The 21,179-nt window shown below is 72.1% G+C and carries 24 protein-coding genes; 7 read left to right on the plus strand and 17 right to left on the minus strand.

Annotated features, from left to right (window positions below):
* Positions 1-4: 4 nt before the first annotated feature.
* The 6 genes from KDK95_RS16950 to KDK95_RS16975 form a co-directional block, all read right to left on the minus strand.
* The gene (locus KDK95_RS16950; RefSeq protein ID WP_212519150.1) at positions 5-538 is read right to left on the minus strand and encodes a ferritin-like domain-containing protein; all 534 of its coding nucleotides are present in this window, start codon (positions 536-538) and stop codon (positions 5-7) included.
* A complete protein-coding gene (locus tag KDK95_RS16955; protein ID WP_212519151.1) occupies positions 535-1,671 on the minus strand; it encodes an enolase C-terminal domain-like protein in 1,137 nt (378 codons plus the stop codon). The genes KDK95_RS16950 and KDK95_RS16955 overlap by 4 nt, the downstream gene beginning before the upstream one ends.
* On the minus strand, positions 1,668-2,696 hold the full coding sequence (locus KDK95_RS16960) for an SDR family oxidoreductase (RefSeq protein WP_212519152.1): 1,029 nt from the start codon (positions 2,694-2,696) through the stop codon (positions 1,668-1,670). Before KDK95_RS16960 ends, KDK95_RS16955 begins: the two co-directional genes overlap by 4 nt.
* Positions 2,697-2,855: 159 nt before the next feature.
* Complete coding sequence (locus tag KDK95_RS16965; protein ID WP_372463336.1) at positions 2,856-3,431, minus strand: HhH-GDP family DNA glycosylase; 576 nt, start codon at positions 3,429-3,431, stop codon at positions 2,856-2,858.
* Positions 3,432-3,531: 100 nt separating this feature from the next.
* Positions 3,532-5,310, minus strand: a complete 1,779-nt coding sequence (locus tag KDK95_RS16970; protein WP_212519154.1) for a glycoside hydrolase family 15 protein — start codon at positions 5,308-5,310, stop codon at positions 3,532-3,534.
* Complete coding sequence (locus KDK95_RS16975) at positions 5,310-5,693, minus strand: hypothetical protein (RefSeq protein ID WP_212519155.1); 384 nt, start codon at positions 5,691-5,693, stop codon at positions 5,310-5,312. Before KDK95_RS16975 ends, KDK95_RS16970 begins: the two co-directional genes overlap by 1 nt.
* A gap of 177 nt (positions 5,694-5,870) precedes the next feature.
* Between KDK95_RS16975 and KDK95_RS16980 the strand changes: the two genes are divergently transcribed.
* Positions 5,871-6,590 carry a class I SAM-dependent methyltransferase gene (locus KDK95_RS16980; protein ID WP_212519156.1) on the plus strand — a complete coding sequence of 240 codons (720 nt, stop codon included), beginning with the start codon at positions 5,871-5,873 and terminating at the stop codon, positions 6,588-6,590.
* Positions 6,591-6,750: 160 nt separating this feature from the next.
* Here the strand turns inward: KDK95_RS16980 and KDK95_RS16985 are convergent, their stop codons facing one another.
* The 6 genes from KDK95_RS16985 to KDK95_RS17010 form a co-directional block, all read right to left on the minus strand.
* Positions 6,751-7,314, minus strand: a complete 564-nt coding sequence (locus KDK95_RS16985; RefSeq protein ID WP_212519157.1) for a hemerythrin domain-containing protein — start codon at positions 7,312-7,314, stop codon at positions 6,751-6,753.
* 77 nt (positions 7,315-7,391) lie between these two features.
* Positions 7,392-7,664 carry a DUF3618 domain-containing protein gene (locus KDK95_RS16990; RefSeq protein ID WP_212519158.1) on the minus strand — a complete coding sequence of 91 codons (273 nt, stop codon included), beginning with the start codon at positions 7,662-7,664 and terminating at the stop codon, positions 7,392-7,394.
* Positions 7,661-8,071, minus strand: a complete 411-nt coding sequence (locus tag KDK95_RS16995) for a phage holin family protein (protein WP_249161429.1) — start codon at positions 8,069-8,071, stop codon at positions 7,661-7,663. Before KDK95_RS16995 ends, KDK95_RS16990 begins: the two co-directional genes overlap by 4 nt.
* A 62-nt stretch (positions 8,072-8,133) precedes the next feature.
* Entirely contained in the window at positions 8,134-8,733 is a 600-nt protein-coding gene (locus KDK95_RS17000; RefSeq protein ID WP_212519160.1) for a type 1 glutamine amidotransferase domain-containing protein, read from the minus strand.
* Between the two features lie 37 nt (positions 8,734-8,770).
* Positions 8,771-9,112 carry a hypothetical protein gene (locus KDK95_RS17005; RefSeq protein WP_212519161.1) on the minus strand — a complete coding sequence of 114 codons (342 nt, stop codon included), beginning with the start codon at positions 9,110-9,112 and terminating at the stop codon, positions 8,771-8,773.
* A 68-nt stretch (positions 9,113-9,180) separates the two neighbouring features.
* Entirely contained in the window at positions 9,181-9,612 is a 432-nt protein-coding gene (locus KDK95_RS17010) for a hypothetical protein (RefSeq protein WP_212519162.1), read from the minus strand.
* A 149-nt stretch (positions 9,613-9,761) separates the two neighbouring features.
* On the opposite strand from KDK95_RS17010, the gene ligD reads away from it, so the two are divergent.
* Together ligD and KDK95_RS17020 are read left to right on the plus strand one after the other, a co-directional pair.
* Positions 9,762-10,646 (plus strand): non-homologous end-joining DNA ligase, encoded by an 885-nt coding sequence (gene ligD / locus KDK95_RS17015; protein ID WP_212519163.1) that lies wholly within the window; start codon positions 9,762-9,764, stop codon positions 10,644-10,646.
* The gene (locus tag KDK95_RS17020; RefSeq protein WP_212519164.1) at positions 10,643-12,469 is read left to right on the plus strand and encodes a complex I subunit 5 family protein; all 1,827 of its coding nucleotides are present in this window, start codon (positions 10,643-10,645) and stop codon (positions 12,467-12,469) included. Before ligD ends, KDK95_RS17020 begins: the two co-directional genes overlap by 4 nt.
* A 57-nt stretch (positions 12,470-12,526) precedes the next feature.
* Here KDK95_RS17020 and KDK95_RS17025 read toward each other — a convergent pair whose 3' ends face one another.
* The gene (locus KDK95_RS17025; protein ID WP_212519165.1) at positions 12,527-14,338 is read right to left on the minus strand and encodes a thiamine pyrophosphate-requiring protein; all 1,812 of its coding nucleotides are present in this window, start codon (positions 14,336-14,338) and stop codon (positions 12,527-12,529) included.
* A 193-nt stretch (positions 14,339-14,531) separates the two neighbouring features.
* On the opposite strand from KDK95_RS17025, the gene KDK95_RS17030 reads away from it, so the two are divergent.
* Entirely contained in the window at positions 14,532-14,786 is a 255-nt protein-coding gene (locus KDK95_RS17030) for a hypothetical protein (protein WP_212519166.1), read from the plus strand.
* Between the two features lie 2 nt (positions 14,787-14,788).
* A complete protein-coding gene (locus tag KDK95_RS17035) occupies positions 14,789-15,286 on the plus strand; it encodes a DUF1360 domain-containing protein (protein ID WP_212519167.1) in 498 nt (165 codons plus the stop codon).
* Between the two features lie 67 nt (positions 15,287-15,353).
* On the opposite strand, the gene KDK95_RS17040 is transcribed toward KDK95_RS17035, so the two are convergent.
* Positions 15,354-16,079: a mechanosensitive ion channel family protein gene (locus KDK95_RS17040; protein ID WP_212519168.1), complete on the minus strand. Its 726-nt coding sequence runs from the start codon at positions 16,077-16,079 to the stop codon at positions 15,354-15,356.
* Between the two features lie 57 nt (positions 16,080-16,136).
* A complete protein-coding gene (locus KDK95_RS17045) occupies positions 16,137-16,595 on the minus strand; it encodes a hemerythrin domain-containing protein (RefSeq protein ID WP_212519169.1) in 459 nt (152 codons plus the stop codon).
* A gap of 163 nt (positions 16,596-16,758) precedes the next feature.
* Between KDK95_RS17045 and KDK95_RS17050 the strand changes: the two genes are divergently transcribed.
* Together KDK95_RS17050 and KDK95_RS17055 are read left to right on the plus strand one after the other, a co-directional pair.
* Positions 16,759-17,703, plus strand: coding sequence for a universal stress protein (locus KDK95_RS17050; RefSeq protein ID WP_212519170.1), 945 nt, complete (start codon positions 16,759-16,761; stop codon positions 17,701-17,703).
* 74 nt (positions 17,704-17,777) lie between these two features.
* Entirely contained in the window at positions 17,778-18,404 is a 627-nt protein-coding gene (locus KDK95_RS17055) for a D-glycero-alpha-D-manno-heptose-1,7-bisphosphate 7-phosphatase (protein ID WP_212519171.1), read from the plus strand.
* A gap of 618 nt (positions 18,405-19,022) precedes the next feature.
* On the opposite strand, the gene KDK95_RS17060 is transcribed toward KDK95_RS17055, so the two are convergent.
* Both KDK95_RS17060 and KDK95_RS17065 read right to left on the minus strand, forming a co-directional pair.
* Positions 19,023-20,153 (minus strand): AI-2E family transporter, encoded by a 1,131-nt coding sequence (locus tag KDK95_RS17060; protein ID WP_212519172.1) that lies wholly within the window; start codon positions 20,151-20,153, stop codon positions 19,023-19,025.
* Between the two features lie 6 nt (positions 20,154-20,159).
* Complete coding sequence (locus tag KDK95_RS17065; RefSeq protein ID WP_212519173.1) at positions 20,160-21,143, minus strand: YihY/virulence factor BrkB family protein; 984 nt, start codon at positions 21,141-21,143, stop codon at positions 20,160-20,162.
* Positions 21,144-21,179: the final 36 nt, after the last annotated feature.

Here is a 21,179-nt window from a genome sequence, read left to right on the forward strand (position 1 = left end):
CGGATCAGACCCCGAGCAGGTCCACGATGTCGTCCGCGTGCTCCTCCTCCTCGGCGAGGATCTTCTCCATCAGCCGGCGGGTGGTCGGATCGGCGTCGCCGATCCAGCGGATGATCTCCTGGTAGGACTCGATGACGATGCGCTCGGCGAGCAGGTTGTCGCGCAGCATCTGCTCGAGGTCGTTCGGCGCGGGCGCGGTGTAGTCGGTGTGCGCGCGTTCGGCCAGGGTCCCCGGGTCGAAGTCGGGGTCGCCGCCGAGCTGCGAGATCCGCTCGGCCGCCCACATCGCGTGCTGCAGCTCCTCGTGCGCGTGCTCGGTGAACTCGGCGGTGACCTGCGCGCGGTTGATGCCGCTGGCGGAGATCGCGTGCCGCATGTACCGGGTCCAGCACACGATCTCGGTGGCGAGCACGTCGTCGAGCACGTTGATGACCTTGTCCACGTCGATGCCGAGCCCCGGGGTGCGCGGGCCGTCGGCCATCTTCTGCTGCGCCTGCATGCGGATGCGCTCCACGTCGAGCACGAAGTCGTCACTCATCGGTATGCCTCCATCTCGGATAGGCGCGGGGTCAGGCCGTGGCCCGGTGCCTCCGCGCTGGGGGTGATCGAGCCGCCCGTCGGATCGAGGGCGCCATCGAAGAACCTTGATTCGATGCGCACGTGGTCGTGGAACCATTCGAGGTGCCGCAGGTTCGGGGTCGCGGCGGCCACGTGCGCGTGCAGGTGCGGTGAGCAGTGCCCGGATATCTCGAGGTTGTGCGCCGCGGCGACGGCGGCCACGCGCTGCCACTCGGTGATCCCGCCGCAGCGCGAGGCGTCGGCCTGCAGGCAGTCCACGGCGCCGGCCGCGCACATCCGCTCGAAGTACGCCAGGTCGTAGCCGTACTCCCCCGCGGTGACGTCGGCGGGTATCGAGTCGCGCACGTCGCGCAGCCCGATGAGGTCGTCCGAGGAGACGGGCTCCTCGAACCAGCGGACGTCCTCCGAGGTCGCCAGCAGCATGACCCGGATCGCCTGCTTGCGCGTGTAGGCGCCGTTCGCGTCGACGTAGAGTTCCACGTCGGTCCCGATCCGGTTGCGCACCAGGCGGATCCGGGCAAGGTCGCGCTGCAGGTTGGTGCCCCAGGACTCGCCGATCTTGATCTTCACCCGCGGGATGTCCTGGTGCTCGACCCAGTTCAGCACCTGGTCGACGAGCTGGTTCTCGTCGTATGTGGTGAACCCGCCGCTGCCGTAGACCGGCACCGTCTCGCGCACCGCGCCGAGCAGCCGGTGCAGCGGCAGGCCGAGCAGTCGCGCCTTGAGGTCCCAGAGCGCGACGTCCACGGCCGAGATCGCGTAGCCGGCGACGCCGGGCCGGCCCATGTTGCGCACGGCCTTGACCATCGCGTCGAACGTGCCGGGCACGTTCATCGGGTCGCTGCCGCGGACGATGCCGGCGAGCGCGTCCTCGACGATCCGCGCGCAGGCGGGGGCGCCGTACGTCCAGCCGGTGCCGGTCGTGCCATCTGCGGCGGTGACCTGCACGAGCACCATCGTGGTGGAGCTCCAGGCGAGAGTGCCGTCGGCTTCCGGGAGCTCCGTCGGCACGTTGTACACCGTCGCGCGCACCGATTCGACGGCCGGAGCTCCGCTGGGCGCCGTGCCCAGGACAGGGGCCTGAAGGGTCACCGCGGCCGCCTCCCTGCTATGGCCAGCGCGGTGAGGGCGCAGACGCCTCCGGCCGCGGCGAGCAGGCCGTGATGCCGCGAGGCCCACGCCTGGACGCTGCGGTTCTTCGCGGTGTCGTCGAAGCTGCCGTGCGCGGTGTGGTCGTGGCCGTGCGCGTCGTCGACCGGCTGCCAGAGGTTCTCCTCCCCGCGCGGCCGCGGCCGGTCGGACTGCTGCGAGTTGTAGCCGGTCTTCGCGAGGTAGCGGTCCAGCACGGCGGGCATGACGGCGTTGGCCATCAGGGTCGCCACCGTGCTGCCCCCGACCCAGTACTCGCGGCGCCGCGGATGGCCGGCCGCGTGCACGATCGTCTTCGCCGCGATCTCCGGCTGGTAGATCGGCGGCACCGGCTGCGCGGCCTTGCCGAGGCGGGAGAGGACCCAGTCGAACTGCGGCGTGTTCACGGCGGGCAGCTGAACCATCGTCACCCGCACGTTGCTCTTGTCGTGCAGCAGTTCGCAGCGCAGCGACTCGTTGAAGCCCTGGATCGCGTGCTTGGCGCCGCAGTACGCGCTCTGCAGCGGGATGCCGCGGTAGGCGAGCGCGGAGCCGACCTGCACGATCGTGCCGCGGTCGCGCCGCGTCATCCGTTGGAGCGCGGCGCGGGTGCCGTAGACGTAGCCCAGGTAGCTGACCTCGGTCACCCGTTTGAACTCGGCGGGCTCGATCTCCAGGAAGGGCGCGAACACCGACGTGAAGGCGTCGTTCACCCACACGTCGATCGGGCCGAGCGCGGCCTCGACGTCGCGCACCACGTTCTCCGCCTGCTCGGGGTCGGCCATGTCGGCCTCGAAGGCTTTCGCCTGGCCGCCGAGCCGCTCGATCTCGGCGAGAGCGCCCTCGAGGCCGGACCGGCCGCGGGCGACGAGCGCCACGCGGGCGCCGCGTTCGGCGAAGGCCACCGCGGCGGCCCGGCCGACCCCGGCGCTCGCGCCGGTGACGACGACCACCTGGCCCGGCTGGATTCCGTGGTCACTGAACAGCATGCGAGAAGCCCTTCGTCCTCGTCGTGAACGCCGACATGATCGCGATCGTGGCCGCCGAGGCGCGGCCGCGATCTTGTGCCACGCGGGTTGCCGGACCGCGGCGGGTCAAACGCCGCGCGGCCCGGAAACTCGTCGGGGCGGCCCGCGGCCGAGCGGATGTCAGAGGGTCGCGCGCACGAGTGCGGCGGCGAGGTTGGGCAGCCGGGCGGGCTCGACGAGGGCGGCGAGCCGCTCCGGGTCGCGCGGCAGCCGATTGCGGGCGGCGCCGTCCAGCGTGCGCCGGTCGAAGCAGGGCCGCAACTCGGGCCAGACCCCCTGCGCCTCCCGGCAGAAGATCGAGGCGCCGACCGGGCCGATCCGCCGGAACTCCTGAAGCAGCTCCCTGATCCGGCGCGGATCGCCGTCGGCCTCGGCGCGCAGCCGGCGCAGGTCGCCGTGCCAGCGCTCGACGAGCAGCCGGGCGTCCTCGCCGAGGGCGGTCGCGGTGCTCTCGTCGTAGCGCTTGTAGTGCGCCCGGCCGAGCGCGTCGACCACGTCCTGCCAGTCCGCGCCGGCCATCGCCTGCGGCGTGCGCCACCCGGCGGCGGACAGTTCGCGGGCCGCGGCGACGGCGATCGGCGTGCTGATCCGCACCGAGAGCAGCATCGTCAGCACGAGCAGCCGGAACAGCGGCGATGGCGTGTTCGCCAGCCGGATCCCGGCCTGGTGGGCGAAGGTCTCGCCGCACTCGCCCATCAGCTGCTCGGCCTTGCTCCTGGCCTCGGAGTCCGGGTCTTTGTTCCGTCGAGCTTCCTGTCGAGGTGCCATGGCCGCGCGGTACCCGGTTGCCCGGGCGTCATGCAGCCAGCCGGCGCGCCGTTTCCAGCAGGATCGCGTGCACGAAGGCCTGCGGCAGGTTGCCGCGCAGCTGACGCTGCTCGACGTCGTACTCCTCGGCGAGCAGGCCGGGCGAGCCGCAGGCCGAGCGGCTCCGCTCGAACCAGCGGTTGGCGCGGATGAGATCGCCCTGCTGCTGGAGTGCCAGGCTGACCGCGAAGCCGCAGAGCAGGAAGGCGCCCTCGCCCTCGCCGAGCGGGAGGTCGTCGACGCGGAAGCGGTAGACGAACTCGTCCTGGCTCAGCCCGTCGAGCACGGCCTGCAGCGTGGCGCGGGTGCGCGGGTCGTCGGCGGGCAGCGCGCCGCGCACCGGGGGCAGCACGAGCGCGGCGTCGACGCGTTCGTCGTCGGGGGCGCGCTGCCAGCGGCCGGACGGGTGCAGGCACTCGGCGTCCGCCTCGGCGATGATCTTGTCGGCGAGCGCGCTCCAGTCCGCCGCCTTGCCGCGCGGCGCGTGGCGGCTGATCGCGCGCAGTCCGGCGGCGCAGGTGAGCCGGGACTGGGCCCAGCGGCGGTCGTCGAGCTCCCAGATGCCGGCGTCCGGGTCCCCGCGCCGCCGGAGGATGGCGTCCGCGGCGACCTCGGCCGCCCGCCAGTGCGGGCCGTCGAGCCGGTCGTGCCCGGCGGCCGCGGCGAACAGCAGCAGCGCCTCCCCGAACGCGTCCAGCTGGAACTGGTTCCCGGCCTGGTTGCCGATCACCGGCGGCGCGCCGGGATAGCCAGGCAGATCCAAGTGCCGTTCCGGCGGGATCGGGCCGCCGCGCACGGTGTACGCCGGGAGCAGCCGGGCACCGTCGTCCAGCAGCCGCTCGGCCACGAACGAGACCGCGGAGTCGAGCAGCGGGTCCGGCCCGAGCGCGGCGGCGGCCTGTCCGGCGAAGCACTGGTCCCGGATCCAGGCGAACCGGTAGTCGTAGTTGCGTCCCGCCTCGGCGCGCTCCGGAAGGCAGGTCGTCGCGGCGGCGACCATCGCACCGGTCCGGCTCGTCATCCCCCGCAGCACGGCGTACGCCTGCCGCGCATCGCCGTCGGCGACGGTCCCGAAGGTGTCCGGCACTGTTTCGGCCCACGCGCGCTCCGTCGCGTGCCAGAGCGTGTCGGCGGACGGCGGAGCGCCGCGCAGCGGGTCCGTGGACACCTCCAGCACGAGATCGTGGCAATCCCCGTCCTCCACCGAGACGTACGTCTCCAGACCGCCGCCGGCGGCTTGCGCGGCTTCGGGCGCACCGGACCAGCGCACGTACAGCGAGCCGCACCGAGCGGTCCATGTCCCGTCGTCGTGCCTTCGCAGCCGCGTGAGCCGGTGGTGGCCGTAGCCGGCGCGCGGATCGAGCAGCACGCGCATCCGGGTCGGCCCGTCCACCGCCTCGATCCTGCGCAGCACGATCGCCGTGGCCGGGTCGGCGGGCATGGCCAGCGCCTCCCGGCACTCGACGATCTGCGAGCCGGTGACCCAGCGGTTGCGCCAGATCAGCCCGCCGGGCTCATAGTGGCCGCCCCAGACGAACAGCGGGTGGGTCGGAGTGACCGCGTAGATTCCGGGGCCGCCGAGCAACGCCGAGAACACGGCGTCGGAGTCCCACGCCGGGGCGCACATCCAGGCGTGCTCGCCGCGCGCTCCGACCACGACGCCGCGCTCCCCGTCGCCGAGCAGGGCATACTCGCGCAGCACGTGCGGAGGGTATTCGTCGGTGTGGTCGCCGCGCTTCACGTGAGCGGCGTGACCGGCGCGTGTCATCAAGGCTCCAGGGGTTCGATGAAGGTGAGGGTGCCGATCCCGTCGGCCACTTCGGTGCCCACGCTCGCGGCGACGGCCTGCAGCATCTCCCAGCCGAGCTCGTCCTGCGCTGGCCACATCGCGGGGGCCGCTCCGCGCACGGTCACCAGCAGGTGGTCCGGGTAGCGGTCGTAGCAGAGGTAGAGCCGGCCGCCCGAGACCGCGGCGGGTTCCACGCTGCGGCCCGGCGCCGCCACCAGGAACGTGGTGCAGGCCTCGTCCACCGCGAGCCGCAGGTCAGCGACCTGCGGCAGCGGCAGCTGGAGCAGCGCGGCGACCTGCATGGCGGAGATCCGGGCGAGCGGCAGGTAGTCCTTGTCCGCCAGCACGGTCAGCTCGGCCATGCGCAGCCTTTCGCGGCCGTCGAGGGCCGAGGGCGCCGCGCCCCCGGCCCACGGCCGCGGCCGGCCCGCCGAGCTCCGTCTGCTGAATCTCATAAGGGCTTACCGATTCCGTCCTGATCACGTCACGCCCCGGCTAACCGCAGGCACGGTCGCTGAAACCCTTGGGATGCTTCCCGGATGGCTGACATCAGGCGAAGCACGAATCCGGCGGTGCGGAGCGCGGCGCAGTGGCTGGCGCGGGTCAACGGGCGCCATCCGTGGAGCCACAACGAGCATTTCCACGGCTGGATCCTGCGCAACCTGCCCGCGCGCCGGCGGACGGCGCTCGACGTCGGCTGCGGGACCGGGGTGCTCGCCGGGAAGCTGGCTGCCCGGTTCGAGCGCGTCATCGGGATCGACGCTGACGCGGGCATGGCCGCCGCGGCGGGCGAGCGCTTCGCCGGCGATCCGCGGGTGAGCATCGGGCGGCAGCGGTTCGACGCGTTCCCCGCCGGCACCGACGAGGGCGGCGAGGGCGGGATCGACCTGGTCACGATGGTGGCCGTGCTGCATCACCTCGACCTGGACGACGCGCTCGCCCGCGTCGCGCGGCTGCTCGCGCCCGGTGGTCGGCTGCTCGTCGTGGGCCTCGCCAAGGTGGACTCGAAGGCGGACTTCGCGGTGGACATCGCCTCGGCCGTGGCGAACCCGATCATGGGCATGATCAAGCATCCGCGACCGGTCCGGCCGGGCGAGGAGGCAGGCGAAACCTCGAGCCGGCCCCTCATGCCGGTCCGCGATCCGGCAGAGACGCTCGCCGAGATCGCCGCGGCGGCCGGAGCGCTCCTGCCGGGCGCGTCCGTCCGCCGCCGGCTGTTCTTCCGCTACTCGCTGCGGTGGGACAAGCCGGGAGGCTAGGGCGTGTTTTGAAACTATCGCCGGGTCCGCGACGCCTGCCACGCACGCTCGCCGCGTTGCCGGATCGCCCACGTACGCCCAGTATGCGGACGACCCGGCGCCTTGCGAGCGCCCGCGTCAGACGCCGCGGCCTGATCCGACGCTAGTTTCAAAACACGCCCTAATCGATGCGCGGCGGGCCGATCAGGAACCGGCGCAACCGCGCCCAGAAGCCGTGTCGCGGCGCCTGCGGCTCGGGCTCCGCGGGCGACACCGAGTTACGTTGAGGGGGTTCGGCCAGCGCCAGCTCGACGGCGCGGTTCAGCTGGCGGCCGAGCCGGTTGATGTCCTCGATCGGGCAGGCGTCGATGAGCTTGGGCAGCAGTACCGCGTCCTGCCGCCGCACGTGGTCCTGGACGCCGACCACGAGGTGGCTGACCAGGACGTCGTACTCGTCGCCGCTCTGCTCGGGCAGCCGCTCGATCGCGCGGATCGTGCGGGCGACGGCGTGCTGGCGCCTGCCCTGGTCGGCCACCTCCGACCAGCCGCCGGGGACGAAGTGGCGCAGGGCCGGATAGAGGAGGCGCTCCTCGGCGTCGGCATGGGCGAAGAACCGTTCGGCGAGCTCGCCGACGAGGGCGGTGCGCTCGCGGCCGGGCTCGAGTTCGTCGATCCGGGCGGCGAGGCAGTCGATTTCGGCGTGCTCGCGCGCGAGCTCGGTCGCGGCGTTGGTCTGATCCGCCATGGTCGGCACCCGTCCTCTCCGTTGCTTCGAAGCGCTCCTCCTTATTTTCACCCCAGTACACACTGGGCGAACCTCGGCTACCCGCGGCGGCTTCCGGCCTGCAGCGCGGCGCGCATCCGGCCCATCATCCGCCGGACGGATTCGCGCACGTCGCGCCAGCGGCGCTCGGCCGCGAGCCGGGCCCGGGCGCGCACGTCGGTACGGGCCACCAGCGCGTCGACCGTCGCGGTGAGGCGCGTTCGGGTTTCGCGGATGTCGGCGGCGAGCTGCTCGGCGGTCCGGTCCGCGACCGGACCAGGCCGGCGGATCTCGATCGAGCCGCTGTGCACCTCGGGTGTCCTCGCGCTCATCGGTGCAGTCGCCTCCTCACCTCGGTGACGTCGGCTTTCACGCTGGCCACCACGTCGGGCGGCGCCGAGGGCGAGGCCTTGGTGAACCGCTGCCGGGCCGCGAGGCCGGCGATCCCGGCCATGCCGAGCAGGATCGCGGCGACGATCAGCGCGGCGGCCCAGACGGGCACCAAATTGGCGAAGCCGGCGACCGCGGCGCCCACCGCGCACAGCAGCGCGATGAGCGCGAACAGCCCGGCGACCGCGCCGACCGCCGAGCCGAGCGCGGCCTGCTTGGCCTTGCGCGTCAGTTCGGCGCGGGCCAGGGCCACCTCCTGGCGGACGATCAGCTGGGTCTGTTCGACGGCGAGGTTGACCAGACCGACCGTGGAGATCGAGTCGAGTTCCCTGGCCTGTTCTTCGGACATCGTCACGATTCGGATCCGTCCCTTCTCTTTCTCGCGTTCCGCGGCCGCCCTCGGTGCGCGCGTCAGCGCTTCGCCGCGGCGAAGCTGCGCACCAGGGCGTCGCAGAACTCTGGCAGGTCCTGCGGCTTGCGGCTGGTCACCAGCGTGTTCGGTCCCTGCTCGTCGACGACGACGGGCTCGTCGCGCCAGCGGCCGCCCGCGTTGCCGATGTCGGTGCGCAGGCTCGGCCACGAGGTCAGCGACCGGTCGCGCACCAGGTCGGCCTCGACCAGCAGCCACGGAGCGTGGCAGATCGCGGCGACCGGCTTGCCGGCGGCGAAGAACGCCCGCACCAGCCGGGTGGCGTCCTCGTCGAGGCGCAGGAAGTCCGGGTTGGCCACGCCGCCGGGCAGGACGAGCGCGTCGAAGTCGGCGGCGCTCGCGTCGCTCAGCACCAGGTCGACCGGCATCCGCTGGCCGCGGTCGAGGTGGTCGAACAGCTGGGCCTCGCCCTCCTGCGGGCAGACCAGCACCGCCCGGCCGCCCGCCATGTTCACCGCCTCCCAGGGCCGCAAGGTCTCGGACTGCTCGGCACCCTCGGCGGCGATCAGGAACGCGACGTTCCGGTCGGCCAGCGAGGCGCCGTCGAACGCGCGCTTCGAGTCGGACTGCTGCTGGGTCATGGGGATGTTCCCGTCATCGTGGTCTTCGTAGCTCTCGCTACCACCTGTCGCCGTACCCGTATTCGCCGGCCGCGGGGTACGGCGAGTCCTCCCGCGGCAGGGGGTCGGCCGTCGTGCCGGTGCGCCCGGCCGGGCCGTAAGGCTGCTGATGCGTGCCCGCGGGCCGCACCAGCACGGTTTCGTTGGGGACGTAAGCCTGCTGCATCGTCAGTTCGCGCTGCTTGGCGAGCGCGCCGATCCGCAGGGCCAGACTGATGATTCCGACGAGCATCAGCACGACGCCCACGGCCTGGATACTCAGACCCGTGGCGTGCACGTGCGTGGCGAACGCGAGGATTGCGCCTGCTGTGATGATCGAGATGTTCGCGCCGATCGGCATCGGCGTCCTCCTTCCCGGAAGCGGACCCGGTCCCAGTGCCCGGCTTTCGCGAGGAGATGCGCGCGGCGTCAACTTCGGCCGTACGCGGCCGTCCACGCGGAGCGCAGCCGCCTCAGGTCCTGCTCGTTGCGCCGGGTTCTGGCCATGCCCGCCTGGCAGACGGCCTCGAGTTCGGCGTCCACCGAGCACAGCAGGGCGTTCGCGTGCCCCAGGCTCACCTTCGTCTCCGCCTGGGTCGCGGCCAGCTTGGCGTGCGCCTTGGCGAGCTCGTGCGGGTGGCCGAGCTGCTGCGCCTTGCGCAGCTTCTCGCGCGCCACGCGCTCGGCCACCCGCACGGCCATGGCCAGCCGCAGCCCCTCGCGCCGCATGTCGTCGAGCTCGGCGATCCAGGCGCGGGCGACGGCGTCCTCCGCCTCGTCCACGGCCTGCCGGTCGGCCACCTCGGTGAGCGTGCGCTCATACTCGATGACAGCCTCGGCTTCTCGTCCGTCGTCCGACAAGATCGTTCACGTCCTCTCACGTCGGTCCTACGCCGTTCGGGCGGCCCAGTTGCCCCAGCGGCGCCGAACGAAACAGGTTCCCGGCACGCTTGATTGGCGGCGGCCCGAACGGGCAACCGGGGGCGTCCGCGAGCTGGAAGGAGTCCGCGATGCCCGCCACGCAGATCAAGTTGTCCCACCTGGACAAGGTGATGTTCCCGCAGGACCGGATCACCAAGGGCGAACTGGTCGAGCACTACCGGGCCGTGGCCGGCCGGATGGTGCCGCGGCTGCGGGACCGGCCGCTGGCCGTGGCCCGCTATCCCGACGGGATCGAGGGCACCTCGTTCTTCCAGCAGGCAGCGCCGAAGCACACGCCCTCGTGGGTCAGGACCGCGACGCTGCCCAAGGAGGAGGGCGAGATCTCGCACCTGCTGTGCCAGGACGAGCGGACGCTGATCTACCTCGCCAACCAGGCCGCGATCACCGTGCACACGTGGCTGGCCCGGGTCGACCGGCCGGACCGCCCGGACGAGGTGCTGTTCGACCTCGATCCCTCGGGCGGCGACTTCGCCGAGGCCAGGGAAGCGGCCCGCGCCGTGCACGGGGTGCTCGACGAGCTCGGGCTGCCCAGCCTGGTGAAGACGACCGGCGGTCGCGGCCTGCACGTGAGCGTCCCGGTCAAGCGCCTGTACGACGCCGACGAGCTGCGCGCGTTCGCCCGCAGCGTGTGCGCGGTCCTCACCGCCCGCGAGCCGGACCGGTACACGACCGAGATCCGCAAGAACAAGCGCGCGGGACGGCTGTTCCTCGACACCACGCGCAACGCCTACGCCCAGCTCATCGTCGCGCCGTACACCGTCCGGGCCGTCCCGGAGGCGCGCGTGGCGACGCCGCTGGCGTGGAGCGAGCTCGACGACGAGTCGCTGGTGCCCGGCCGGTTCACGCTGCGCACGATGCCCGACCGGCTCGGCGAGCCGGACCCCTGGCGTGACCCGCCGGCCCCGGCCTCGCTCGGCGAGGCCCGTCAGCGCGTCGGCGAACTCCCTCGATGACGGTGCCCGTGACCGCGTCGGCGCTGTCGGTCTCGACCCCGGCGCTCGCGGCGCTGCTGCCGCTCGCGGTGGCGATTCCGCTGACGGGCGCCGTGCTGGCGCCGCTGCTGGCCCGGTGGACGAACAAGGCCGCGCTGGGCGGTTGCCTGGTGACGATGGCCTGCTCGCTCGCCGTGCTGATCCTCGCGGCGCCGCGGGTGTTCGGCGGCAGGATCCTGGTGCACTACCTGGGCGGCTGGCGGCCGAGCGGCGGCACGGTGCTCGGCATCGCGTTCGCCGCCGACCCCTTCGGCCTGCTGATCGCGCTCGTCGTCGCGGGCGTGGGCCTGCTGCTCCTGCTGTATACGCTCTCCGAGCTGGGCGGCCTCGGCGCGCGCGAATGCGGCGGCTTCGCCTGCCTGTTCCAGCTGCTGCTGTCCGCGCTGATCGGGGCGGCGCTGACCGGGGACCTGTTCGACCTGTTCGTCTGGTTCCAGGTGGCCGCGCTCTCCAGCTACGGGCTGACCGGGTTCTTCCTGGAGCGGCCGATCGCGCTGGAGGCGGCGTTCAAGATCCTGGTGCTGACCACGATGGCGGGCTTCACCGTCTTCCTCGGCGCCGGCCTGCTCTACGCGCACACCGGCGCGCTGAACCTCGGCCAGCTGCACGTGCGGCTGGCCGCGCCGGCCGGGGTGCTCGACGCGGTCGCGCTCGGCCTGCTGATCGCGGGCTTCGCCACGAAGGCGGCCCTGCTGCCGTTCCACGGCTGGCTCGCCGACGCGCACACGGCCGCTCCCGGGCCGGTGTCAGCGCTCTTCTCCGGCCTGATGGTCATCCTCGGCCTGATCGGCATCTCGCGCCTGGCGCTCCAGGTGTTCCCGGGCTCCGGCCTGCCGGTGCTCGGCGCGCTGATGGTGCTCGGCCTGGCCACCGCCGTCTGCGGCGCCGCGCTCGCCCTCGCGCAGGACGACTTCAAACGGGTGCTGGCGTACGACACCGTCTCTCAGATGGGCGTCATCACGGTCGGTTTCGCCACGGGCAACGCGGCGGGCGTCACCGGCGCCGTCTACCACCTGGTCAACCACGCGCTGTTCAAGGCTCTGCTGTTCCTGTGCGCTGGTGCCGTCGTGCACCGCACCGGACAGACCTCGCTGCGCGCGCTCGGCGGTCTGGCGAAGCGGTTCCCCGCCGTGACCGTCGCGTTCACGGTCGGTGCCGCGTCCATCGCCGGAATACCTCCGTTCAACGGATACGTCTCGCTCAGCCTGATCCACGAGGGCCTGACGAGCAGTCATCAGGACGTGCCGTACGCCGTCATGCTGCTCGCCCAGCTGCTGACCGTCGCCGCCCTCGGCCGCGCCGCGTGGCTCGCCTTCTACCGGCCCGCCGAGCACGCCGAGGACCTCGACGCCCCGCTCCAGCCGCACGAATCCCTCAGGACCGGCATGGCCGCCGGGCTGATCGGCCTCGGCGGCTGCTGCGTCGCCTTCGGCGTCTTCCCGCAGCAGATCCTCAGGATGCTGATGGAGCCGGCCGCGGGCGGGCTGCTCGAGGCGGCCCGCTACAGCGCGGCCCAACTCCGCGTCGGCGCTGCCGGCGGCAGCGTGGTCCCCGCGCACGTCTCGTTCGAGTACGCGAACTGGGTCGAGATCCTCGTCACCGTCGTCACACTGCTGGTCGCGGCGGCCGGCGTGCGCTGGTACCTGCGGCTGCGCCGCGATCCGCAACCCATCAGCGGGCTGCGGGCCCTGCACACCGGCTCGGCCAACGACTACGCCGCGTACGCCGTCGTCGGCCTGCTCGCGCTCGTCGCCGCGTTCACCGGCGGCATGCCGGGAGGCTGACCGGCCCCGGTCAGCCTCCCGGCATGCCCACCGCCTACGCGTGCCCGCTACTTCTTGTCACTTCTTGTCGCCGCGCAGCGCGCCGGGCAGGTGCGGCACGACCTCCTGGATCTTCGCCTTCACGCCCTGGCGGACCATGCCCTCGCGGTCCGCGTCGCCGTGCAGGACGGCGGAGGCCGCGTTCTGGATCTGCTCCAGCGTCGCGTGCGGCGGGATCGGCGGGACGGCCGGGTCGGTGCGGAAGTCGATCACGTACGGCCGGTCCGCGGCGAGCGCGGCCTGCCAGGCGCCGGCCACGGCGCCCCGCTCCTCCACGCGCACGCCGTCGAGCCCGAAGTGCTGCGCGATCGTCGCGTACGGCAGGTCGGGCAGGGACTGCGAGGCCTCGAAGGACGGTGCGCCCTGCATCGCCCGCATCTCCCAGGTGACCTGGTTCAGGTCGTGGTTGTTGAGCACCGCGACGATGAGCCGCCGGTCGCTCCACTGACCGCAGTACTTGGCGGCGGTGACCAGCTCGGCCAGGCCGTTCATCTGCATCGCGCCGTCGCCGACGATCGCGATCGCGGGCCGGTCCGGGTGGGCGAACTTGGCGCCGATCGCGTACGGCACGCCCGGGCCCATCGTGGCCAGCGTCCCGGAGAGCGAGCCGCGCATCTCGCCGCGCATCCGCAGGTGCCGCGCGTACCAGTTCGCGGCCGAGCCGGAGTCGGCGCAGACGATCGCGTTCTCCGGCACCATGGCGTCGAGGGCGTGCACGACGTACTCGGGGTTGATCGGGTCGGCCTCGACGTCGGCGCGGCGGTCCATCACCTCGTGCCACTTGCGGACGCCGTCCTCGATCTTCTCCCGCCAGGAGCGGTCCTGCTTGCGCTCGATCCTGGTGATCAGCCGGTCCAGGGTGGCCGCGGAGTCGCCGACGAGTTCGACCTCGAAGGGGTAGCGCAGTCCGATCATGGACGGGTCCATGTCGATCTGCACGGCGCGCACGTCCTCGAACCCGGGCAGGAACTGCGTGTAGGGGAAGCTGGATCCGACGACCAGCAGCGTGTCGCAGCCCTGCATCAGGTCGTAGGACGGACGGGTGCCGAGCAGGCCGATCGAGCCGGTGACGTACGGCAGGTCGTCGGAGAGCACGTCCTTGCCGAGCAGCGCCTTCGCGACGCCGGCGCCGAGCAGTTCGGCGATCCGCTCGACCTGGGGCCGCGCGTTGCGGGCGCCCTGGCCGACGAGCATGGCGACCTTGCCGCCCTCGTTGAGCACGCGCGCGGCGCGGTCGATCTCGGAGTCCGGGGGCACGGCGTCGAAGCGCGGGTGGCCGATCGAGGACGGCACCATCTTGAACGCGTGCTCCGGCGGCTCGTAGTCGAGCTCCTGCACGTCGGCCGGGATGATCACGGCGGTCGGGGCGTGCCTGGCCTTGGCGATGCGCATCGCGCGGTCGAGCACGTTCGGCAGCTGCTGCGGGACGGTGACCATCTCGCAGTACTCGGAGGCGACGTCCTTGTAGAGGCTGAGCAGGTCCACCTCCTGCTGGTAGGACCCGCCCATCGCGGTCCGGTCGGTCTGGCCCACGATGGCGACGACCGGCACGTGGTCGAGCTTGGCGTCGTAGAGGCCGTTGAGCAGGTGGATGGCGCCCGGCCCCGACGTGGCCGCGCAGACCCCGACCTGGCCGGAGAACTTCGCGTACCCGACGGCCTCGAACGCCGCCATCTCCTCGTGCCTGGCCTGCACGAACATCGGCTTGTTCTCGGCGCGGCCCCAGGCGGCCAGCAGGCCGTTGATTCCGTCTCCGGGATACGCGAAGACGTGCTCGACTCCCCACTCGCGCAGCCGGGAGAGCAGGAAGTCGGAAACCTTGGTGGACATGGGAGGGAACCTCCTCGGATCGGTCACTCGGGTGATGAGCGGCAGGTCGCAGGCCCCGCGGGCCGCCGTGACCGCCGCGTCGGCCGTCGCCGCCGTCTACCCGGTTCCGCGATGTTCACCGGTCCGCGGGCGGTTTTTATCCGCGAAACGGGTTACTGCGGGCAGCAGTCCCGAGCCAAGGAGGAGTACGGCCATGTCCGACACCGAGAACGAGCAGCGGCGCGCCGCGCAGGACGTGCGCGACATCGAGGAGGCCGCCGAGCACCTCGAGCAGACCGTCGACCGGGCGCGCGAGGCGGTCCGGCGGGCGAACGACGCCGACTCGATGGCGATGCCGGGCGGGAGCGACGTCGTGTCGGAGGCCGAGCCGGCCCGCCACGAGGACCAGGACCCGGACCCCGACCTGCGCCGGGGAACGCGGACGGAGACCGAGACGGAGGACCGATAGCCGTGTCAGAACACGTGCATCCACTCGAACGGATCGCCGACGGGTATGCCCCGGGCGAGGACTTCCCCCTCGGGGGCTACCTGGGCGCCATGGGCGTCTACAGCGCGAGCGTGGGGACGCTGGCCGTCCTCGCGCGGGTCACCAAGCGGACCGTCGAGCCGCCGAGTCCGTGGGATGTCGTCGTCGGCGCGGCGGCGACGCACACGCTCAGCCGCATCGTCTCCCGTGACCCGGTGACGAGCCCGCTGCGCGCGCCGTTCACCCGGTTCGAGGGCACGGCCGGTCCGGCCGAACTCAAGGAGGAGGTGCGCGGCGAGGGCGCCCGGCGGACCCTCGGCGAGATGCTCACCTGCCCGTTCTGCACCGGGATGTGGGTCGCCACCGCGCTGTCCGCGGGCTACGTCTTCGCGCCGCGGGCCACCAGGCTGGCCGCCGCCGGACTGGCCTCGCTGGCCGGCTCGGACTTCCTGCAGTTCGCCCGCGCCAAGCTGAACGGCTGAGCCGAACGGCGCGAGACGTGCGCGGCCGCCCGACCGGAAGGTCGGGCGGCCCGGCGTTTCAGCGGTCTCAGCCGACGGTCCAATCGGGGGACGGGCCGACCGCCGCCGCCATCACGGCGGAGTTCGGGATCAGCACCGGTCCCACCTTCGTCACCACGCGCACGTAGGTGAGCGTCATCCCGGTGACCCGGCCGACGATCGGGCCGCCGAGCGCACCGGAGCGGATCTGCAGTTCGTCGCCCACCGTGAAGGGCCGGGCGAACAGGAGCATGATCCCGGCGAACACGTTCGCGAGCACCTGCTGCGCCGCGATACCGAGGATCACACCGGTCAGCACGCCGCCTAGCAGCAGGTGCTGCACCGGGACATGCAGCAGGCTCAGCGCGCACAGCACCGTCAGCGTGTAACCGAACAGCAGGCAGACCACCCGGAAGGTGCTCGCCCTCGCGTCGCCGAGCCGGCCCGGCACGTGCACCAGGCCGATCACGTCGCTGGTGCCGCTGCGTACCGCGATCACCGCGCTCACCAGGAAGACGACCGCGCCGACGGCGGCGATCATCTCGTGCAGCGCCTGATAGCGGCCCGTCTCGAGCACGCCGCCGTAGTGGTACGAGACGACCAGCGCGGCCACCGCCACGACGGTGGCGATCAGCGCCCTCCTGCGCAGCCAGCCCAGCACGCTGCCGCGCACGCGGCGCGACGAGGGTTCGGACGGTCCGGCCTGTTCGGGGACGGCGGCCACGGTGAGCGGCTCCTCCGTGTCCGGGTGGATCAGCGTTTGGGCACGATCCACGTGCCATCATCCTTTCCTTCGGGATCGTTCGGGGGGCGGCGGCGGATCGCCCGCCGCTCAGGCGTCGCCCTCGCGCTCGTCGGCCAGGCCCGCGCGCAGCTGTCGGCCGAGGTTGTTCAGATCCTCCGGCGGACAGGTGTCGAGCAGGGTCGGCAGCAGCACCGTCTCCTGCGTCGCGACGTGCCGCTGGATGTCCAGCATCAGCTGATTGACCAGGGCCTCGTAGGCGTCGGAGTCCTCGCCGGCGCGATCGATGCTGAGCGCGATCTGCTCGGCCGCGTCGTCCTGCCGCGTCTGCTCGACCGCGTCGCTCCCCCCGGCGGGCAGGTACCGGCGCAGCGCGGGGTAGAGGAAGCGCTGCTCGGCCCGGGCGTGGGTGAGGAACCGGCTGGCGACCTCGTGCACCAGCCGGGCGCGTTCCGGGCACGGCTCGAGGCTGGCGACCCGGGCGGCCATGGCCTCCATCGCGTCGTGCTCGCGGCGCAGTTCGGTGACGGCGTTCGCTCCTTCGGGCATTTCGGGCACTCCCTCGCTCGGTTCCGTCGTCGTTCGGTGCGTCATCGCACGGTCTGCCGCCGTACCCGCCGAACGGCCGGGCATGCATTCCGATCGGGACGAATCGGCAGTTTCCGCGGTGGGCGCCCGGGTACCCGGCGATCGACTGGACAAGGAGTCGATCATGGCGGCTGGCGCCACCGGTCACGCGATACGCCGGATCATCGCGGGTGTCGACGGCTCGGACAGCGCGATGCACGCGGCACTCTGGGCCGCGCGAGAGGCGCGGTGCCGAGGCGTACCACTGCTGCTGACGCACGCGCTGCACATGCCCGAGGTGGCGGTGCCGCCGATCGAGCCCGCGGACTACGCGCAGAAGCAGCAGCGGGCCGGCAGCAAGCTGGTCACCGAGACCGCCGCGAAGGTCAGCACGCAGTTCCCCGACGTGGTGGTGGAGGCCGAGACCTCGCTACTCTCCCCCGTGCACCGGCTCAGCGACGTGAGCGCGCCGGATCAACTGGTCGTCACCGGCACCCGCGGGCACGGCGGGTTCGTCGGCATGCTGATCGGCTCGGTCAGCCGAGCCCTCGCCATGCACGCGAGGGGTCCGATCGTCGTCGTGCGCGGCCCGGAGCCGGAGCACGCCAACGGCCCTGTCGTGCTCGGCGTGGGCCTGGACCCGAACGACTCGGCGATCGAGTTCGCCTTCGAGGCGGCCCGCTGCTACGGCGCCCCGCTGCGCGTGGTGCGCGCCTGGGTGCCGCCGATGCCGGTGGCCGGCCTCGGCCTGCCCGGCGCCGCGGCGATGGGGATGGCCGGCGGCCCCGGCGCACTGCCGACGCCGTCCACGATGGAGGACAGCGACGAGCAGGAGGCCGACGACGCCATGCGAGCCGTCGAGCCGTTCCGGAGGCGCTACCCGGACGTCCAGACCGAGATCGTGGCACATATCGGCAACGCGGTGCCGGTGCTGACCGGCCAGTGCGCGGCCACTCGGCTCATAGTCGTCGGCGCTCACCGCAGGCACGGTCCGTTCGCGGTCGGCGCCGGGTATGTGGTGGAGGGACTGCTCGCGCACTCGCCGGTCCCGGTCGCCGTCGTACCGGTCTGCGCGTCCGACGGCGGGTGACCCGAACCGTTTAGGGAGCTCGGGCCGGGGCACTCGGCGCCTCCGATCAAGAACGCCGTGCCCAGAGGACCCCGATGACCGCCTTCGTCTCCCCGCCCCGCCCGACCTTCGCCAAGCGCGCGCCCCTGCCGGACCGGCTCTGGGCACGCACTCGCGGCGTGCTCGGGCGGCACGACCGGGGACCCAGGCCGTTGCCCCTCGCGGTGCTGCTCGACGTCGACGGCACCCTGGTGCGCGAAGTGCCCTACAACGCCGATCCCGCGGCGGTCGAGCCGATTCCGGGCGTCCGCGAGGCGCTCGACCTGCTGCGCGCGGCAGGCATCCGGCTCGGCGTGGTCGCCAACCAGTCGGGCATCGGCCGCGGCCTGCTGACCGAGACCGAGGCCGCGACCGTCAACCACCGCATCGAGGAACTGCTCGGCCCGTTCGACGTCTGGGCGCTGTGCCCGCACAGCCCGGTCGAGGGCTGCGCCTGCCGCAAGCCGCGCCCCGGCCTCATCCACGAGGCCGCCCGCCGCCTAGGCATCGAACCGCGCTCCTGCGTCGTCGTCGGCGACGTCCTCGGCGACGCCGTAGCCGCCCGAGGCGCCGGAGCCCGCTCCCTGCTCGTGGCACCCCTGCGCCCCCTCGGCCCCGAGTTCGCCCACCACGAATGGGCACCGGACCTAACGTCCGCCGCCCGCCTGATCCTCGGCACGTAGTTCTCGCAAAAGCGAAGCAAGAATCCGCACCGACCCGGGACCCAAGGACGAGGCGAATATCGACACCAGCCCGGTCAGAGGGCGAGGTGAAATTTCGCACGAGCCCCGAGCCAGAGAACGAAGTGAAATATTGCACCAGCCCCGAGCCACATGGCTGGGTGAAATTTCGCATCGGCAATCACCGAACCTAGCCTGAGACCGTGACCGTACGCGAGGCGAAATTTCGCATCGGGCACGCGACTGCTGGCCGAAGGTTTCGGTCGAGTCGAGCACCACGCACACACCTCCGCCGAGGTCGTGGTGCTCTCCTCGCCTGGCAGGCGCAGCCCAACCAGGGTTCCGGCGGGGGCACAAGCGGCGCAGCGAAAAAACGCACCAACCAACACCACCGCCGCTTGTGCCCCCGCCGGGTTCCTGGTCGCCTCCGGTGCCAGGCGAGGAGAGCACCACGACCGGACCCCACCCACCAACAACCCCAACCGCAGCCGAACCAGCATCCCCCGGGGCTCTCTGAGCCGGCCCGCCGGAGGCGAATTTGACGTTGACTTTAGGACGTTGACGTTGACTTTAGGACGTTGACGTTGACGCTCGAGCTCTGACGTCGAGCCCCAGCCGCGACTACGGAATCTCGTCCGTCTCGATCTCCGGCCCTATCTCCGTCCCTATCTCCGGCCCTATCTCCGTCTCCGTGTCCGTCGGCGGCTCGGTTCGCGCTGCGCGGAGCTCGCCGACGACGGCCCAGACGATCGAGACGAAGGGGACGGCGACGACGGCGCCGACGAGGCCGGCCGCGATCGTGCCGGCGATGACGGTGACGGCGACGACCACCGGGTGCAGGCGGACGGCCCAGCCCATCACGAAGGGCTGCAGCACGTGGCCTTCGATCTCGCCGGAGACGACGATCAGCGCGAGCACGAGGATGGCCGTCGGGACTCCGCGGGAGGCGAGTGCCACGAGCGTCGCCACGGCCAGGGCGATCGGTGAGCCGATCAGCGGGACGAAGCTGAGGAAGAACTCGACCAGCACCAACGGGAGTACGAGCGGCACGCGCAGGATCGCGAGTGCGATGCCGACGATGACGGCGTTGGTGGCGGCGATCAGGATCACGCCGCGCGTGTAGCCGGCGAAGGTGCGCCAGGCCGCCGCGCCGCAGCGGCGCCAGATCGGCTGCACTCGGTCCGGCAGCTGTCGCTGGAACCACTCCCACATCTGCTCGCCCGAATGCGTGAAGAAGAAGCTGCAGAACACGGCGAGCGCCAGGACGGTCAGCACCTCGGCCGCGCGTCCGGCGCTGTTGAGCGCCTGGCTCAGCAGCGTGCTGCGGTGGGCGGAGAGGTAGTCGCCGATCTTGCTCTGCAGGTTGGTGAGCGTGCCCGGGTGGACGTGGAACGGACGACCCTCCAACCACGTCTCGACGCGCTGGATTCCGCCGCGGAACTCGCTGCCGAGGTTCGGCGCGTTGCTGGCCACCCGTTCGCCGACCAGGAAGAACACGCCCGCGAGCACGCAGATCTCGCCGATGACGGCGACCGCGACGGCGAGCGGGCGCGGCACGAGGCGGGCGAGCACGTTGGCCGGGGGCCGGAGCAGCGCGGTGAACACCATGGCGAGGAAGATCGCGATGATGATCGTCTCGAAGCGCATCGCCAGCCGGAACAGGACGTAGACGGCGGCACCCAGCACGAGCAGGCGCCAGGCGTAATCGGACGCCAGGCGCACTCGCGGTTCCACTCCGGACGGCTGCTGCATCGGGGATCAGGCGTCCTTGGCGGTCGGTGCTTCGTCGGGCTCGTGGAAGTGCGTCTCGACCCGGACCTCCGGCCGACGCTCCTCCACCTGCGCGTACGAGCGCATCGCCTCGCGGTCCTCGCGGGTGAGCGGCGGCGGGAACAGGCTGCGCGGCCACATCTTCCGGGCGCGCACCACGTCCGCCTCCACGGCGTAGAGCGTGAGCTGGGCCTGGAGGTGGAACCAGGCGAGCAGGCCGAGGACGAGGCCGAAGGTGCCGTACGTCGCAGACGCGTGCCGCAGCGTGTGCGCCACCACGTAGCCGCCGATGTATTGCAGTATCTGCCACACGACCGCCGAGAGGATGGCGCCGACGCGCAGCTGACGCCACGTCACCCTGGCCGTCGTGGCCACGCGCAGGCCGAGCCAGAACAGCCCGATGTTCAGCAGCAGCGACAAAGCGATGCCGATGACCTTGCCCCACGCGCCGAGGAACGTGTGCCCGCTCCAGGAGCCGACGCCGGAGAGCACGGTCGTGACGATCACGCCGAGCCCGATGATCGCGATCAGCGCGAAGCTGCGCAGCCAGGAGCCCGGGAAGCCGGGGCGCTCGCGGCGCGGGACCTCCCAGACCTCGTTCATGGCGTTCTGCATGGCGTTCGCGACGCCGCGGGCGCCGATGAGCGTGAACACCAGCCCGATGACGAGCCCGATTCCGCTGCGGCCCAGGGAGTGCACGTTCGAGCGCAGCTGCTGGCCGATGACCGGGAACTCGGAGAGCGCGGAGTTCAGCACGTCCTGCTGCAGATGCGGGTTGCCGGACAGCACCATGCCGAGCACGGTGACCAGTACGAGCAGCAGCGGGAAGGTGGAGAGGAACGCGTAGTACGCGACCAGCGCGGCGAGGTTTCCCGCCTGGTCGTCGCTGAACTTGCGCCACACGGCGATCGGGAAAGCGATCGCGCGATGGCGCTGCTGGAACGCGTCGAGCGAGTTGATCAATCTGCCCACGGCTCAGCTCACCCCATTCGTCGGCCTTCGGCTCAC

The sequence above is a fragment of the Actinospica acidithermotolerans genome (assembly GCF_018139625.1).
GTDB classification, from domain to species: Bacteria; Actinomycetota; Actinomycetes; order Streptomycetales; family Catenulisporaceae; genus Actinospica; species Actinospica acidithermotolerans.